Source organism: Kitasatospora sp. NPDC056531 (assembly GCF_042794375.1).
GTDB lineage: Bacteria > Actinomycetota > Actinomycetes > Streptomycetales > Streptomycetaceae > Kitasatospora.
Window position 1 is genome coordinate 76,557 of the sequence record NZ_JBHTTU010000032.1, and the last position, 16,607, is coordinate 93,163.

General features: G+C 70.4%; 9 protein-coding genes and 2 pseudogenes. 4 read left to right on the forward strand and 7 right to left on the reverse strand.

Translation table 11 applies throughout. The annotated features are described in order from the left end of the window. Nucleotides 1-269 precede the first annotated feature (269 nt). From ACFQ87_RS25150 to ACFQ87_RS25160, 3 genes and pseudogenes are all read left to right on the forward strand, one after another. A complete protein-coding gene (locus tag ACFQ87_RS25150; protein WP_380613052.1) occupies nucleotides 270-1,097 on the forward strand; it encodes an IPT/TIG domain-containing protein in 828 nt (275 codons plus the stop codon). Between the two features lie 624 nt (nucleotides 1,098-1,721). Continuing rightward, nucleotides 1,722-2,072: pseudogene (locus tag ACFQ87_RS25155) on the forward strand (cell surface protein); the annotation flags it as partial. A gap of 108 nt (nucleotides 2,073-2,180) precedes the next feature. Further along, on the forward strand, nucleotides 2,181-3,518 hold the full coding sequence (locus ACFQ87_RS25160; RefSeq protein ID WP_380613063.1) for an IPT/TIG domain-containing protein: 1,338 nt from the start codon (nucleotides 2,181-2,183) through the stop codon (nucleotides 3,516-3,518). 55 nt (nucleotides 3,519-3,573) lie between these two features. Here ACFQ87_RS25160 and ACFQ87_RS25165 read toward each other — a convergent pair. From ACFQ87_RS25165 to ACFQ87_RS25190, 6 genes and pseudogenes are all read right to left on the reverse strand, one after another. Further along, nucleotides 3,574-3,714 (reverse strand): annotated as a pseudogene (locus tag ACFQ87_RS25165) (helix-turn-helix transcriptional regulator); the annotation flags it as partial. Between the two features lie 191 nt (nucleotides 3,715-3,905). Continuing rightward, entirely contained in the window at nucleotides 3,906-4,943 is a 1,038-nt protein-coding gene (locus ACFQ87_RS25170; protein ID WP_380613053.1) for an IS21 family transposase, read from the reverse strand. Between the two features lie 465 nt (nucleotides 4,944-5,408). Further along, nucleotides 5,409-5,831, reverse strand: coding sequence for an ATP-binding protein (locus ACFQ87_RS25175; protein ID WP_380613054.1), 423 nt, complete (start codon nucleotides 5,829-5,831; stop codon nucleotides 5,409-5,411). A gap of 91 nt (nucleotides 5,832-5,922) precedes the next feature. After that, complete coding sequence (locus ACFQ87_RS25180) at nucleotides 5,923-12,432, reverse strand: SDR family NAD(P)-dependent oxidoreductase (protein WP_380613055.1); 6,510 nt, start codon at nucleotides 12,430-12,432, stop codon at nucleotides 5,923-5,925. 81 nt (nucleotides 12,433-12,513) lie between these two features. Then, the gene (locus tag ACFQ87_RS25185; protein WP_380613064.1) at nucleotides 12,514-13,800 is read right to left on the reverse strand and encodes a beta-ketoacyl synthase N-terminal-like domain-containing protein; all 1,287 of its coding nucleotides are present in this window, start codon (nucleotides 13,798-13,800) and stop codon (nucleotides 12,514-12,516) included. 227 nt (nucleotides 13,801-14,027) lie between these two features. Then, a complete protein-coding gene (locus ACFQ87_RS25190) occupies nucleotides 14,028-14,246 on the reverse strand; it encodes a DUF5988 family protein (RefSeq protein WP_380613056.1) in 219 nt (72 codons plus the stop codon). A 625-nt stretch (nucleotides 14,247-14,871) separates the two neighbouring features. Here ACFQ87_RS25190 and ACFQ87_RS25195 point away from each other — a divergent pair. Further along, the gene (locus ACFQ87_RS25195; RefSeq protein WP_380613057.1) at nucleotides 14,872-15,372 is read left to right on the forward strand and encodes an IPT/TIG domain-containing protein; all 501 of its coding nucleotides are present in this window, start codon (nucleotides 14,872-14,874) and stop codon (nucleotides 15,370-15,372) included. Between the two features lie 156 nt (nucleotides 15,373-15,528). Here the strand turns inward: ACFQ87_RS25195 and ACFQ87_RS25200 are convergent. Further along, a partial coding sequence (locus tag ACFQ87_RS25200) for an IPT/TIG domain-containing protein (RefSeq protein WP_380613058.1) occupies nucleotides 15,529-16,607 on the reverse strand: 1,079 nt, incomplete at its 5' end.

A 16,607-nucleotide genomic window follows, 5' to 3' on the forward strand; every position in this document is an offset into this window, starting at 1 on the left:
GCCCCCGCCGCTCGGACGCCGGGGCTGATCGGTTCGAGCCCGCCTGGTGTCAGCCCGCCGGCTCGCCGACGCCACCGGTCCGGACATCCCGTAGTCGCGGCAGTGGCGGTACCCATGGCCCGGTGCCTCCCGTCCCGTCCTTCGGAGTCGCTGCCGGGCGCGGTGCGCCGGGTCGAGGCAGTGGCCGGACCGCCGACAGGACCGGGGCCGGTGGGCGTGGCTGAAGGTCCACCCGGCCGCCATCACCGTTCTCACGCAGGAGACACATCGTGAACGCAACTGTGCATGCGGCGCCGTTGGCGCCGAACCTCACGCTGCCCTGGCCGCTGCCGCCCGTGCTGTTCGCGGACAGCCCCAACGCGGGGCCCGGGACCGGCGGCAACCTCGTCACCCTCACCGGCCTGGGCCTCAACGCCGCCACCCAGGTTCACTTCGGAGAGACCCCGGCCACCATCGTGGCCGGTGACGTCCTCGGCTTCAGCCTCGTCGTCGTGGCCCCGCCCGGAAAGGGCACGGTGGCGGTGACCGTCACCACCCCGAACGGCACCAGCAACCCCGTGGCCTACACCTATCTGGTGGCCTCGCCGCCGCCCGTGCCCAACCCCACCGCCATCACGCCCGTCTCCGGCCCGACCGCCGGCGGTACGGTGTTCGTCATCACCGGTACCGGGCTCGCCGGTGCGAGCGTGACCTTCGGCGGCATCGCGGCCACCGTGCTGGCCAGCACCGCGAACGTGATCGCGGGTCTGACCCCGGCGCACGCCGTGGGCAACGTCCCCGTGGTGGTGACCACCGCCGGTGGATCGGCGAGTGTTCCGGGCGGCTTCACCTACCTCGCACCCCCGCCGCCGGTCGTGACCGCGGCCATCACTCCGGTGGTCAGTATCCCGGCGGGTGGTGGCGTGTTCACCATCGGGGGTACCGGTCTCACGGGTGCGACCGTGACCTTCGGGTCGACCGCGGCGACGGTGACCACCAACACCGGTACCGTCATCACCGGCATCATCCCGGCCGGTACCCCGGGCACCACCGTCAACGTCACCGTGACCACCCCGGGTGGCACGGTGTTCGCCGGAACCATGACCTACACCGCCTGATCAACCCGGCGGTGCGGTCGGGGTGAGGGCTGAACGGACGAGGCTCCCGGGCGGTTGAGTGAGATGTCCCATGTCTCAAGCAACCAGCCAGGGAGCCTCGTTGGCTACCCGCTCCAGACCACAGGTGACTTGCTCCACGCGCATCGTGCAGAGCGTTTCCACGACAACGGTGATGGTGTCGGCTTCGGTGCCGCAGAGCGCAGTGCGCCACGAAAGATCTCGACAGCACACCAAGTGCCCAATCTCCTGTGCGTTTCAATGGCCGCCGGTACGGGGATGGAAGTGGTGATTCGAACCGGTGGGCTGCCCATCCCTTCTCGGGGTGGACAGCCTTTTTGCGTTCGTGCTGTGGCGCCCCGGGGGGATTCGAGGGCCTGTGCCGAAGCCTGGAAGAGGCTGGCGCCAGGCCGGGCGGCCCTTACCCGAAAGGGGTCCGCATGCGTCCGGACGTCCAGCAGCCGCAGGAACCGTCGATCGCCCGCATATCAACCGAGCACAGGCCGGAAGCAGTTGCCGCGGGTGTGACGAGCGATCTCGCACCGTCGATCGTTCCCATGGTGCTGACATCGATCCCGGTGGGCAACGGCCCGTTCGGGGGTCGCCGTCGCGCCCAACGGCAACGCCTATGTCGCCAATGAGGGCGGGGCCAATGTGACGGTGATCGACACCGCGACCGACACCGTCATCGGCGGCCCCATTCCCGTCGGCAGCGGCCCACGCGGGGTGGCGGTCGCATCCAACGGCAACGTCTACGTCACCAACTTCGGGACGAACGACGTCACGGTGATCGACAGCGCCACCAACACCGTCCTCATCGCGAGCCTGCCCGTCGGTATCCAGCCCTGGGGGGTGGCGGTCGCCCCCAACGGCAACGCCTACGTCGCCGACCACGGGGCGAACACCGTCACGGTGATCGACACCACCACCAACACCGTCGTCGGCTCCCCCATCGCCGTCAGCGGTTCCGGACCCTCCGGCGTGGCGGTCGCCCCCAACGGCAACGTCTATGTGAGCAAAGAGATCACGAACGACGTGACGGTGATCGACAGCAGCACGAACGCCGTCCTGGTGCCCAGCATCCTGGTGGGCAACACCCCGTTCCAGCTGTGGAGCGCCCCGAACGGCAAGGTCTTCGTCTCGGACTACGGGGCGAACAACCTGACGGTGATCGACAGCGTCACGAACACCGTCGTGGGCTCCCCCGTACCCGTCGGCACCGGCCCCTTCGGCGGAGCGGTCACCCCCGGTGGGACGGGCTACGCGGTCAACAACGTCTCGAACGACGTGACCGTGTTCGACACCGCAACCGGCACCGTGGTGATCCCCAGCATCGCGGTCGGCCTCCATCCCGACGGCGCTGCCGTCGTCCCCGGCAACAAGGTCTACGTCGCCAACCGCGGTCCGAACTCGGTCAGCGTGATCCCCTTCCCCACGCTGACCGGCATCACCCCCGGTCAGGGATCCGCGGCGGGCGGGACCGCGGTGACGATCAACGGCACCAACCTGACCGGAGCGAGTGTCACCATCGGCGGCAACGCCGCCACCAACGTCACGATCAACGCGGGCGGTACGCAGATCACCGCCACCACCCCGTCCGGGACCGCCGGACCGGCCACCGTCACCGTCACCACCGCGACCGGAACCGCCAGCCTGGTGAACGGCTTCGCCTACGCGGCCGCGCCCACCGGCATCAGCCCCGACCAGGGCACCACCGCCGGTGGCACCGTCGTGACCATCCAGGGTCACGACCTGGCCGGCGCAACCGCCGTCTACTTCGGCAACAGTCGAGCCACCATCCTGGCCGACACCGCGGCCTCGGTCACCGTCCGCGCCCCGGCCGGACAGGGCGCGGTCCCCGTGACCGTCACCACCCCCGGCGGCACCGCGGCCTTCGGCACCTTCTACTACCTCCCCGCCCCACTGCTGACCGGGATCACCACCACCATGGGCCCCGTCACCGGCGGAGGCACCGCGGTCATCACCGGCGCCGACCTGGCCGGAACCACCTCGGTGCTCTTCGGCTCCCAGGTGGCCCCCATCCAGTCCGTCACCTGCACCGCCGTCACCGTCGGCGTCCCCAGCGCTCCGTCCTCCGGCCCGGTGCCCGTGACCGTCACCACCCCCGGCGGCACCGCCAACGGCCTGACCTTCACCTACCTCGACGCACCCTCCCTGACTGCCGTCGACCCCGGCGCCGGACCCACCGGAGGCGGCACCGTGGTCACCTTCACCGGCGCCAACCTCGGCACCACCCAGGAAGTCACCTTCGACAACACCCCCGCGGCCTTCGCCGTCATCTCCGACCAGACGATCACCGCCACCGCCCCGCCCCACCCCGCCGGAGGAATCACCATCACGGTCGCCACCCTCGGCGGCAGCACCCAGAGCACCTACACCTACCTCGAAGGCCCCGCCGTCTGATACGACAGTCGCCCGACATACCCTGGTTCACCCGATTCCGCCGGGCGACTTCAGCGGCCTGGAAGCGGCTGCGGGCGTTGAGGCGTTCCATGAGGTCGGTGGCGACGCGGCGGGCGGTGCGGGGTGATACGCCCAGGCGTTTGGCGATGGCGTCGTCGGTGCGGCCGTCGGCGAGCAGGTCGAGGGTGGCCTGCTCCCGGCTGACCTTCCTCCGCAGCCATAAGACGGTGCTGGTGCGCTCGGCGGCCGTCAGTCCGCTGCTTCCGGTGCGGATGTGCGGTACCGGAGCCGGCTCCGCGCGGGGGAGGCGGCTCCGTCCCGTGATTCTGCGGCGCGGGCGAGCGGCTTGGTGGGCTGCTGGTCGTCGCGCCGGGACAGGGCTTGGTCCTAGTCCATGGCGGCCCGACACCGCGGGCGACGGGTTCTTCCTGCCGCCCAGGCTCGCGTCCCGGCGCCGGAGGTCCGGTTGGGCCGTTCCAAGGTGATCGGGCCACTGTGCTCGGCGACCGTCTGGCCCGCCCCCCTCGGAGCCCTCGGGAAGCGGGCGATGACCGCCCCGCGAGTGGTGGTGATCGACAGGTGTGGTTCGTCCAGCCGTCGGCGGATCCTCACCTCGTTACCGGCGAGACCCGGGGGGAGCAGGTAGAAGTTGCCCTCGAACGACACGCGTCCGTGAGGATCGACCCTGCGCTGAACGCAGACGCGAGCCGGGAACGGCTTCGAGGGCAGCGGCAGCAGGGCTCGGGCGTTGCAACCCGTCCGTCGGTGCCAACGGTCCGAGCGCTCGGTCAGGCGGTCGAGGCTGTCCTGGGCCGCCTGCACGCTGAGTTCGTCGGCCGCGGTGTTCCACCAGTGAAGGACGACGGAGCGGTGGGCGCGCACGACGGGGCCGGGCGTTTCCATCTGCGGGCGGATCGCGATGGAGGCACCGTAGTGGACCGCGATCTCGTGGAAGACGGCGGTCACCTTGCCGGCCGTTGAGCAGACCGGCCGGGTCCGGTCGAACAGCCAGCGCTCGCCGGTGCCGCCGAGGCGACGCAGCACCTGGTCCAGGGCTTCCACGTAGTGCGGGAGGTCGTCGGTGTCGGCCAAGACGGCCCGCCAACGGCCGGATCGCGTGAGCGAACCCATGAGCAGGTGCATCTCGCGCCCGCAGTCCCATTCGACCGGCGGGGGAGGGAGCTGTACCCAGTCGAACTGCAAGTCTTCGAATGTGCTGGGGCTGGGGCTGGCCCTCCCACGGTGGCACGGTCCGCAGCGAGGCCGCGTCAGGTGCCTGCGCAGGGCGCGGGTGAAGGTCGAGTAGGCGCGGTTGTAGCCCAGCTCGACGATCTCGCTGTGGAGCACGTTCGCCTGTAGGTGCGGATCGTCGTCGAGGCGCTGCTGGCAGTACGGGACGAACTGCAGGAACTCGTCACGGGTCACTGCTCGGACTCCCACGGTCCGCTCTCCGTTGAGGTAGGCCCTGACGGTCTTGCGGTCACGGCCAAGGAATCGGGCGATCGCAGAGATGGACCAGCCATTCTGGTGCAAAGCGAAAAGCTCTTTGTATTCCTCTGCGCTGAGCATCCGAACCTCCTAGCTATCAGACTTCGCCGCCGCAGATCTCCTTGAATTAGTGGCGGCCGCCAGGCATGGTCGAAAAATACAGCATGAAACAGAACCGCTCAAGGGGCGGAAACGTTTCTTTTTGGATATTCCCATGGGAATTTCAGAGAGCGGGGACTCGCCATCCCTCGCCCGGGATGCGGGGTTCACCGCCGCCCGACGGGGATTGAGCACCGGCTTCACAACATAACCACCGTGCATTCCGGGGATTCTTCAGAGCGTTGCGAGAACTGCATATTAAAGGACGCTCGAATCGCGCGCATGTGAGGACGGCGCGCGGCCTCACAACGGCAGTCGGCAGGAAACCGTCTTGGTTCCGTCGAGATGGAAACGGTACGCCCATGCGCCGGCGATGCTCTCCACCAGAAGCAGCCCGCGTCCGCCTTCTTGACAGGCGGTTGCCCGATGCGCCTGGGGAGCGCTCGCGGAGCGGTCTCGAATACCGATCGCGAGCCACCGTTGCTCGAGCGCGATTGTCACCCTGATCGGCTGCTCGCTGTCGGTGTGTTTGATCGCGTTCGTCAGAAGCTCCGTGGTCAGGAGTTCGGCGTCGTCGGTGAGGTGTGCCATCTCCCAGTGGATGAGAATGGCCTTCACGACGTGGCGTACGGGCCGCAGGCACTGGGGCTCCGGCAACACGAACATGGTGAGGCGTCGCCGCTGTGTGTCATGCGTGTCCAGGCGTGGCAGGTCTGTCGAGGTCATGGCCGTCCCCTGGTTCCCTCCCCCGGCGAAGGCGGAATCCCGTGCTTCGCGGTCCGGCAGTGGCTTGGCGCGCCGACGGCCCGGAGTGCGCTCATGAGTTCTTCCTCAGCGGCCCGGTGTCGGCGGTGGAGTCCTGCGGCTGGTCCGACTGCGGCGAGCGGGGAGCGATGAGCTCCACGGCTCGGGGCACGGCGTCACCGGGGGAATCCGGTGGGGCGTCGGTGGTCAGGCCGATGCCGATGTGCTGTGCGAGGCCGTCGGCGAGAGCCGCCAGAGTGGGGTGGCCCGCGACGAAGTCGCCGGCGAGCCTGATGTCGAGCGAGGCTTCCAGTCGGGTTCGCAGTTCGATGCGGAGCAGGGAATCGAACCCGAGCGCATTCAGCGGGGTCTGCGGATCCAGGGTGCTGGCCCCCAGCCGGAGGACGGTGCGGATGTGTTCGGCCAGGTAGTCCTCGAGGAGCGTGCGGCGGGCGAGGCCGGGTTCCACGGCCCGCAGCTCGCGTCGGATGTCGCGCGCCGCATCCTGGCCGACGGTCTGCGTGGAGGTGTCGGGCGCCTCGGGCGTGAGGAGGGCGAACAGCGATGACGTTCGGCCGGCCGAGGGGATCCAGGTGTCCGGCGGGCCGGGGATGACGCCGGTGCGTACGCGGCCGTGGGTCAGGAGCGCCGCGAGGGCCTCGAGTCCGTCGGCGGTGGGAATGGTCTGGTAGCCGCGGGTCGCGAAGTCGGTGGCGACCCCGGTTTCGCCCCAGGGGCCCCAGTTCACGGCCAACGTGGGCAGGTCCAGGCCGGTGCGCCAGGTGGCGAACGCGTCGAGCCATGCGTTGGCGGCCGAGTAGGCGCCCTGGCCCGGGTTGCCGAGCAGGGAGGCCATGGAGGAATAGAGGACGAACCAGTCGAGTGGCAGTCCGGCGGTGGCCTGGTGGAGACGCCAGGCGCCGGTGACTTTGGGACGCCAGACGCGTTCCAGCTGGTCGTCGGTGATGTTGGACACCGCGGCGTCGTCGAGGACCATCGCGGCGTGGATGACACCCCGCAGTGTCCCGCCGTCGGCGGTGGCTTCGGCCACCAGTTGCTCGGCGATGCCGGGCTGCGCGATGTCGCCGAGCACGACGCTGATGCGGGTCCCCTGTTCGAGCAGTCCGGCGAGGACCCGTTCGGTGTCGGCCGAGGGCGGTGTGCGTCCGTTGAGTACGAGGTGGGCGGCGCCTTGGCCTGCCAGCCAGTGGGCCGTGGCGAGGCCGACGCCGCGCAGGCCTCCGGTGATGAGGTAGGCGCCGTCTGCCCGCACCGGCGAGGGCGGGTCGCGCAGTACGGCGGTGGTGCGGCCTTCGCCGGGTACTGTCAGGACCAGTTTGCCGATGTGCCCGGCACCGGCCATGAGGCGAAAGGCGTCGGCGGCCTGCGCGAGCGGATAGGTCCCGCACGGCAACGGGGCGAGGGTGCCCTGGTCGAATTCGGCCAGGACCTCGCCCAGCAGCTCGGCGAAGGTGTCCGCACGGGCGTCCTGGAGCTCGACGAGGTCGACCGTGCTCATGGTGATGTTGTGCCGTAGCGGTGCGAGACCCAGCGGGGTGTCGGCGAGGATGTCGCGTACACCCAGCTCGACGAACCTGCCGAAGGGGCGCAGCGTTTCGAGTCCGGCCCTGATGGCGTGTCCGGAGAGGGAGTTGAGGACCACGTCGACACCCTCTCCGGCGGTGGCGGCGCGGGTCTGCTCGGCGAAGTCCAGTGAGCGGGAGTCCATGATGTGCCGGATGCCCATCGCGCGCAGGTATCGGCGCTTGTCCTCGCTGCCGGCGGTGGCGAGCACTTCGGCGCCCAGGCGCCGCGCGACCGCGATCGCGGCCAGTCCTGTCCCGCCGGTGGCGCTGTGGATCAGGACGCGCTCGCCGCTGGTGAGCCTGGCGACGTGGCGCAGTGCGTACCAGGCGGTGAGGTAGGCGATGGGCAGCCCGGCGGCCGTCTCGGCGGGCAGGCCCGCCGGGACGGGGGCGACGGCGGCGGCGGGCACGGTGGTGAAAGTGGTGAAGAGACCGCCTCGCACGTCGACGGCGAGGACTTCGTCGCCGGCGCGCAGGTGCCTGACGCCCGGTCCGACGGCGGTGATCACACCGGCGGCTTCGAAGCCGATGCGGTGGCCCGCTTCGTCGTCGGTCGCCAGCATGCCCATGGCGGTGAGCACGTCGCGGAAGTTCACGCCTGCGGCGTGGAGGCGCAGTTCGACCTCACCGGGGCCGGGGGCACGTCGTGGAGTGGTGGTCAGGCGCAGGGCGTCGAGGTCGCCGAGCCGCCCTGCGTGGAGCTGGAAGCGGTCGGTGCCGTAGCGCACGGTGCGGGTGACGGCGGTGGCGCGTTCGGTTTCGGACAGGGGGGTGTAGGCCAGCCGGGCGATGTGGCGGGTGTCACCGCGCAGGGCGATCTCGTCCTCGGGGGGGCCGGTGAGGAGTTCGGCCGCGAGCCGGTGCAGGTCCACGTCGGCGGGGTCGGCGTCGATGAGGGTCGCTCGCAGCTCCGGGTGTTCGTGTGTCAGGACGCGCACGAGTCCGCGCAGGGCGCTCTGGGCGGGGTCGCAGGGTTGCCCCGGCTCTGCATCGTGGGCGGATCGGGTGACGGCGAACAGGCGTGCGGGCGCGCTGTGCGCGATCGCGCTCTGTGCGGCGGCGAGCAGGCGGCGGGTCCGGTGCAGCGCGATCGCGGCGGCGTCGTCCTCGGGCGCGGACGGCGCGGACAGGAGGACCACGGCGCATGGTGCGGGTGAGGAGTCCCAGTGTCGGGCGATGGTCTGCTTGAGCGGCTGGAGGGTGGTGCTGTCGACGGGAGCGTCGAGGACTTCGGTGCGTGCTCCGGCGCGCTCGAGGGCGTCCGCCAGCGCCCGGGCGGATCCGTCCGCCTCGCCGATGACGAGCCAGGGTCCCGGGCCGGCCGGTTCGGGGTCCTCCCGGCGCGGCACGGGCTGCCAGCGTGTCTCGAGGAACCACCGGTCGACGGTTTCGTCGGCCGGCGAGCCGTGGCGTATGAAGCGCAGCGCGTCGATCTCGACGAGCGGGTTACCCGCCTCGTCCAGCAGCCGCACGTCTCCGATGATGCTGTCCGTGGCGGTGTGGGTGAGCCGGGCGTGCGCGTAGTGGGCGTCCTCGGGATCCGCGAGGATTCGCACGGCGTGCATCTGGACGGGCAGTACCAGGCCGTGGCCCGGTTCGCGGATCAGGCCGGCGACGACGAGCTGGGCGCACAGGTCCAGGAGGACCGGGTGGATCCGGAGGCCGTGGTGGGCGGTCTGTGCCGGGGCCGGCAGCGTCACGCGGGCCCAGAAGCTGTCGCCCTGGGCGGATGTGTGCAGTTCGGTGATGCCGCTGAAGGCCGGGCCGTGCTCCAGGCCCCGTGCGCGCAGACTCTCGTACAGGGCGTGCGGATCCAGGACGACGGGGTGGTCGGCGGTCAGTGCGGCCACGGAGAACGCCGATGCCCGCGGGGCGGCGTCGATTCGCCGCAGAACCGCGGTGGCCTGCCGTACCCAGGTTCCGTTCCTGTCCTGACCGAAGACTTCGCAGTCGGCGCGGTCGGCGCCGGTCAGGGTGACGGTCGTGCCGATGGGCGTGTGGGCGTCGAGGTGCATCAGCTCGCGGAAGTGGATGTCGGTCGCTTCGACATCGTGCGCGGCGCCGTGGAAGACCTCGCCGGCCGCGGTCAGGGCCAGGGCGCAATAGGCGGCGCCGGGCAGGACCGGTTGGCCGTGGACACGGTGGTCGGCCATCCAGGGCAGGACCTCGGTGCCGGTGTCGGCGTGCCAGGTGTGGCGGGGTTGGTCGCCGGGCACCTCCGTGTGTGTGCCCGGCAGGGCGGCGGGCGCGCCTTCGGTGTGCTGGTAGGCCGCTCGGGGTGGGGTGATGTCGGTCCAGTGGGGTCGACGGTTGAAGGTCAGCGCAGGCACGTCGGTCAGGCGGCCGCCGGCGTAGAGGCGGGACCAGTCGACGCCGACTCCCGCGCAGTGCAGGGCGGCGAGCTGTGTGCGAAAGGTGGTGTGGTCGTCTTCCCCCTTGCGCAGTGTCGGCAGGATCACGGGTTCGTGGAGCAGGCCGGTCAGGCTCTGGGCGAGGGGGCGGGTGACGACGGCGTGGGGCGAGATCTCGAGGTACACCTGGTGGCGGTCGGCGGCGGCTGCGGCCACTGCGGCGCTGAAGCGTACGGGGCGGCGTAGGTTGGCGCACCAGTAGGCGGCGTCGAAGACCGGGGTGTCGCGGGGGTCGTCCAGGACGGTGGTGTAGAAGGGGACGGTCGGTCGGCTGGGGGTGAGCTCGGCGAGCTCGGCGGCGAGGTCCGCGAGCAGCGGGTCGACCTGGGGGCAGTGCGAGGCGACGTCGACGTCGATCATGCGCGCCACGACTCCGCGGGCCTGCCAGGTGGTGGTCAGGTGCCGGACGGCGGCCACGGTGCCGGCGACGACGGTTGAGTCGGGCGCGGCGACGACGGCCACGGACACCGTGTCGTCGCCGATGGCGGCGAGGTCGTTCTCGACGGTCGCGCTGTCGAGGCCGACGCTCACCATGGCGCCGGCTCCGGCGATCCGGGTGAGGAGAGCGGATCGTCGGCAGATGACGCGGACGCCGTCGGCCAGGGTGAGTGCTCCGGCGGTGACGGCGGCCGCGACTTCGCCCATGGAATGGCCGATGACCGCGGCCGGTTCGGTCCCGTGATCGCGCCAGACGGCGGCCAGGGCGACCTGCAGGGCGAACAACGCGGGCTGCACGTGGCCGCAGCCGCTGATGTGTTCGCGGTCGCGGACGGCTCGCAGAACGGAGAACCCGGTTTCGGCGGTGATCAGCGCATCGGCTTCGGCCAGGGTCTCGGCGAAGGCCGGCTCGTGGTGGAGCAGGCCGTGCCCCATGCCCTGCCACTGCGAGCCCTGACCGGAGAACACCCAGACGGGACGGCGGCTGACGCCCGCGCCCACGTGGCCGCGTACGACGCCGGGGTGGGCTCGACCGGCTTCGAAGGAACGCAGGGCGTGCGTCAGGTCACGGTGGGAGTCGGCCACCACGCCGAGCCGGCCGTGCCCGGGGGAGCGGCGCAGGGCGAGGGTGTGGGCGATGTCGTGCAGGGGGGTGGTGGCGCCCTCGGTCTCCAGCCAGCGGGCCAGGCGTGCGGCGGCGGTGGGCAGTGCGTCCGGGGAGCCGGCGGCCAGGAGGAACACGTGGGGTGGGGTGGCCTGCGCCTGCGACGGCGGGGCGTCGGCGGGGACGGCGGCCGCGTGTGCGGGAGTGCCGGCGGTGGGACCGCCGGGGAGGATGACGGTGCGGCGGCGGGCGGGGGCCTGTTCGAGGATCACGTGGGCGTTGGTCCCGGAGAAGCCGAAGGAGGACACCGCGGCCAATCGCGAGGCCGTCCGGGTGGGCCAGGCGGACAGGCTGGTGGGGACGAACAGGCGGGTGCCCTCGGCGCTGATGGCCGGGTTCCACCGGGTGAAGTGTAGGTTGGGCGGGACGAGCCCGCGCCGGAGGCAGAGCACTGCCTTGATCAGGCCGATGACGCCGGCCGCCGGTTCCAGGTGGCCCACGTTCGTCTTCACCGAACCCAGTGCGCAGCGCCCCTGTCCCACGCCGTAGACCGCGGCCAGGCTGGAGAACTCGACGGGGTCGCCGACGGGTGTGCCGGTGCCGTGCGCTTCCACCAGGCCCACGTCGCGCGGGTCGGTTCCGGATCGGGCGAGGGCCTGGTGGTAGAGGGCCTGCTGGGCCTCGGCGGAGGGCGCGGCCAGGACGTCGGAGCGGCCGTCCTGGTTGACGGCCGAGCCGCGGACCAGGGCCAGGATGCGGTCGTCGTCCCGCAGCGCGTCTTCAAGGCGTTTGAGGACGACGACGCCGCAGCCTTCGCCGCGTACGAAGCCGTCCGCGGCCGCGTCGAAGGTCCGGCAGCGACCGGTGGGCGAGAGCATCCCCATGCGGGCGAAGGACATCGTCGTCCTGGCGCCGAGCATGAGGGTGACGCCGCCGGCCAGCGCGAGATCGCACTCGTCGTTGCGCAGGGCTTGACAGGCCAGGTGGACCGCCACGAGCGAGGACGAGCACGCGGTGTCCAGTGCCACGCAAGGGCCCTGTAGGCCCAGCAGGTAGGAGATGCGTCCCGGGGCGACGCAGTGTCCGTTGGTCAGGACCGCGCCCTCGAGTTCACGGGGCTGGCCGGAGAGGGCCTCCATGTAGTCGGTGTAGCTCAGTCCCGAGAACAGTCCCGTCGAGGTTCCCGCCAGTCGCTCCGGCGGGAGTCCGGCGTGTTCGAGCGCCTCCCACGTCACTTCCAGGAGCAGCCGGTGCTGGGGGTCCAGAACGTCGGCCTCCTTGCCCGAGACTCCGAAGAAGTCGGCGTCGAAACCGGCGACGTCGCGAAGGTAGCCCCCCCGGAGCGGCATCGGCCCGGCGGCGTGGGCCGGGGCGGCTTCCACGTGCCCCGCGCGGCTTATCGGCGGTTCGCCGACCGCGTCCTGGCCGGCTTCGAGCAGCCGCCACAGCGCGGCGGGCGAGTCGATGTCGCGGGGAAGTCGGCATCCCATGCCGACGATGGCGATGGGCGCATCGGCGGCTCTCGGGTTCTCTGCGTGGCCCATCACATGTTCTCCTACGCGCTTGCGCGAACGGGGGGTGGGGATCGCTCGCCGTCCGGCGGTGTGGCCGCCGGAGGCCGGGGGTCAGTCGGCGTCCGAACTGCCCAGCAGGATGGCGCTCTTGACGCCCCCGATCTGGTAGTTGCAGGTCAGTGCGTAGTCGAACTCCAGGTGCCGGGTGTGGAGGCCGGGGACGGGATCGAAGCAGATGTTGTCGGCCGGCTCCTCGCAGTTCGCGGTCGGGCACACCTCTCCCTGCTCCAGCATCAGGAGGGTCAGGGCGACGCCCAGAGCTCCCGCCGGGGCGCCGTTGTGGCCGAAGCAGGCTTCCTGGGAGGTCATCAGGAGGTCTTCGACAGCGTCGCCGTAGAGCCGCCTGGCCGCGTTCGCCTCGAACGCGGTCACGACGACGTCGCCGTCGCTTCCGCCGTGGATGTAGGGAATCTGGCCGATGTCCCACCGGTCGCCGAGGCACTTGCGGATGGCTGCGACCAGTGACGCGCCGTTCTCGTCGCTTGCGAGCGGGTTGGACAGGCCGTCGCGGGTCATACCGTGAGACAGGACCTGGCCGTAGGTGTACGCCCCGCGTCGCTGGGCGCGGTCACGGCTTTCCAGCACCAGGGTCACCGATCCCTCCCCGTGGTTCACGCAGTCGGCCCGCCGGTCGTAGGGCCTCATGACCCGGTCGAAGGCCGGGAGGAGTTCGGGCATGCCGTCGACGCGGATGGAATCGTAGGCGCGCTGGGCACCGTGCAGCAGACGCTGGACGTTCTGGATCACATCCACACCGAACACGTCGACGCCGGTGACGACGGCGAGGTCGATGTCACCGTCCGCGATCATGCGGCGGGCGTTGCCGATCTGGACGGCGGAGGACGCACAGCCGCACGAGACGGTGAAGCATGGGCCGGTCGTGCGCATCAGCGCCCCTTGGACCAGTGCCACGTCAGAAGGGGTGAGTCCCTGCTGAGCCCTGACGAACAGCTCCATCGCCTGGTGCGGGGTGGTGGTGCGCGCGTCGGCGTGCAGGACTTCGAGGTAGCTGGAGACGTTGGCATCGATGCCCCCGCGCCCGACCAGGACGGCGGCGTCGGTGAGGTCACCGTCCCGGATGCTCAGTTGGGCGTCCGCGCAGGCTTCCACGAGGGACACCAGCCCGTAGCGGTGAGCGTTGGTGTAGTGCTGGGAGAAGATGCCCGGCAGGTCCGGCAGGCGCTCCGCGAAAGCTGCGTCCGGCAGATCGACGGAGCCGTAGTAGACGCCGTGGTGCTTCAGGCACGAGCGGCCGTTGGCAGCCACGTTCCAGACTTCGTCCGCGGTGAACAGCGGCTGCTCCTCGCCCGGCAGGCAGAACCCCATGCCGGTGACCATGGTGTCCCGCTCGCCGGTGGCGCCTCGTGGGCGCGCGCTGGAGGGCCCGCTCACGACGCGCACCCGAGAGTGCGGGGCGGACGCTCTTTCCGTAGCGGTGCGGGAAGGTTGCTGATCATTGCTCACCTCGGGGTGTGGGGATGGGGTGATGCGGGACGGCGCCGCGTTGGTGTGCGGCTCCCGGGCCCGGCGCCGGCGTCGGATGCTGGGGGAGACGGTGACGGGCGCTACTCGGCGATGGCGGTCCGGTACGACCACCGGTAGACGGGCATCAGTACGCCCCCGACGTCTTTGAAGTCCTGCGTGATCTCGAAGTGCTCATAGCCGTTTCCGCGAGGAATCTTCAACCGATTCACAATGGTTCCGGATTTCACTTCCTGGATCTCAGGAATGTCACTCGGGCCGCCCTTGAGGAAGACAAGCAGACAGTGGGCCGTGAAACTCACCTCACCCGTTCAAAGCCGCTGAAGAATTCTTCGAGGAGGATCAGGCGTCCGATTGGCGGTGTACACCCTGAATACCCACGGAGAAGGCGGGCTAACCCAGGTGGCCCAACAGCGCATGAAGTGCGCCAGGGGCGCACTCGCATCGCCGTCCGCAGATCACAGGGGTGTCATCGACGCCGTGATGTTATCTGAACAAAGCCCGGTCGGGAATCGCCGTCAAGAATAAATATGACGACTTCGCCATGCTCTCCCGGTTGTGCCGTGCCATGGGTATATCTGCAGGTCAGAGTGGGCGCCTGAGTCGGTTTCCGCATGTTGTCTCCCCAGTTTACGGGCGCCCTCACCGCGATTCCTGACCGGATCTTCGAGAACTCCTCGACAGTCGCCCGGGAAGGCGCTCGCCTGTGCTCACCTAAAATGCCCAGCGGCAAGTCTTTTGTCGTGACCGGCTCCCTCGGGCGAAGTGTCGAAGAAATTGTGCGCCCCTGATATTGGCTTATGCTCCCGTCTTTAGCGAATTCCCTATTGCCACCCGATGGAGCCCGAATCTACCGTGAGGGAAACGCCTAGTCGACTTGGCCACAATGGCCTTGTCCGGCGTTCGGAGTCGGAAAAGAGGAATCCTATGTCCCCGATTCTCCTCGCACTCGTCCCCTCGCAGGGTCCGACGACCGGGGGTAACCCCGTGCTCCTGGTCGGCGCCGGGCTGACCGGTGCGACGGCGGTCCTGTTCGGCGCCACCCCCGCGCTCAGCTTCACCGTCCAGTTCGACGGGGCCATCACGGCCGTCGCCCCGCCCGGGACCGGGACGGTCCCGGTCACGGTGGTCACGCCCGCCGGCACCAGCAACAACCTCAGCTACACCTACCAGCTGCCGGCCCCGCCGACCATCCTCGCGCTCGTGCCGCCGATCGGCCTGGCCACGGGTGGCCTGCCCGTCCTCATCGTGGGTCACGGCCTGTCCGGCGCGACGTCGGTCCTGTTCGGCGCCACCCCCGCCACGAACTTCACCGTGCTGGGCGACGGCGCCGTCCTGGCCGTCTCCCCGCCCGGAACCGGAACCGTCCCCGTCACGGTGACCACGCCCGCCGGCACCAGCAACGGCGCCTCCTACACCTACCTGTAGGACGGCGGCCGACCGCCGGTCCGTGCGCGACATGATCCGGCGGGATGAGAACAGTGAGCTCCGACAGCAGCCGCGCTGTCGGAGCTCACTGTTTGTCAAACGCTCGGTCGGGGACGGGACTCCGATGTCCGCGCCCTCTCGGAATTCGTGGCGACCCTAGATCGTCGGTGGGGCGGTGTAGGTGTAGGCGAGGCTGTTGCTGGTGCCGCCGGGGGTGGTCACCGTCACCTGCACCGTGCCCGAGCCCGCCGGCGCCGTGGCGACCAGGTTGCTGTCCGACACGACGGTGAAGGCGGCCGGCGCGGACCCGAAGGTGACCGCGGTGGCGGTGCTCAGCCCGCTCCCCGTCAGCGTGACCGTGGTCCCACCCGAGGTCGGCCCCGCCGTAGGAACCACACTCACCAGTTGGGGAACGGGAACGTAGGTGTAGGCGACACCGTTGCTGGTGCCGCCGGGGGTGGTCACCGTCACCTGCACCGTGCCCGAGCCCGAGCCCGCCGGCACGGTCGCGGTGATCTGCGTCGCGGACACCACCGTGAACGACGAGGCGGCGACGGCACCGAACCGCACCGCCGTCGCCCCCAGCAGATTGTTTCCTGTGACGGTGACGGTGGTTCCGCCGAGAACAGGCCCTTCGTCGGGGACCACGGCGGTGAGCTGGGGGTTGCTCAGGTAGTAGTAGGGCACGGGGAGGCTGGTGCCACCGGCCGTGGTGACGGTGACGCCGGACCGCCCGGGCCCTCCGGTCGGCACGGTCGCGGTGATCTGCGTCGCGGACACCACCGTGAACGACGAGGCGGCGACGGCACCGAACCGCACCGCCGTCGCCCCCGTGAACCCGCTGCCCGTCAGCGTGACCGTATTGCCACCGGATGCCGGTCCCTGGGCCGGGACGATCGTGGTCACCACCGGTGGGGCGGTGTAGGTGTAGGCGAGGCTGTTGCTGGTGCCGCCGGGGGTGGTCACCGTCACCTGCACCGTGCCCGAGCCCGCCGGCGCCGTGGCGACCAGGTTGCTGTCCGACACGACGGTGAAGGCGGCCGGCGCGGACCCGAAGGTGACCGCGGTGGCGGTGCTCAGCCCGCTCCCCGTCAGCGTGACCGTGGTCCCACCCGAGGTCGGCCCCGCCGTAGGAACCACACTCACCAGTTGGGGAACGGGAACGTAGGTGTAGGCGACACCGTTGCTGGTGCCGCCGGGGGTGGTCACCGTCACCTGCACCGTGCCCGAGCCCG

Excerpts from the sequence above, each read along its gene's own strand:
- ACFQ87_RS25175 (WP_380613054.1), bottom strand. The coding sequence starts at position 5,831 with ATGACCTCGACAGACCTGCCACGCCTGGACACGCATGACACACAGCGG.
- ACFQ87_RS25180 (WP_380613055.1), bottom strand. The coding sequence starts at position 12,432 with ATGGGCCACGCAGAGAACCCGAGAGCCGCCGATGCGCCCATCGCCATC.
- ACFQ87_RS25195 (WP_380613057.1), top strand. The coding sequence starts at position 14,872 with ATGTCCCCGATTCTCCTCGCACTCGTCCCCTCGCAGGGTCCGACGACC.
- ACFQ87_RS25185 (WP_380613064.1), bottom strand. The coding sequence starts at position 13,800 with ATGGTCACCGGCATGGGGTTCTGCCTGCCGGGCGAGGAGCAGCCGCTG.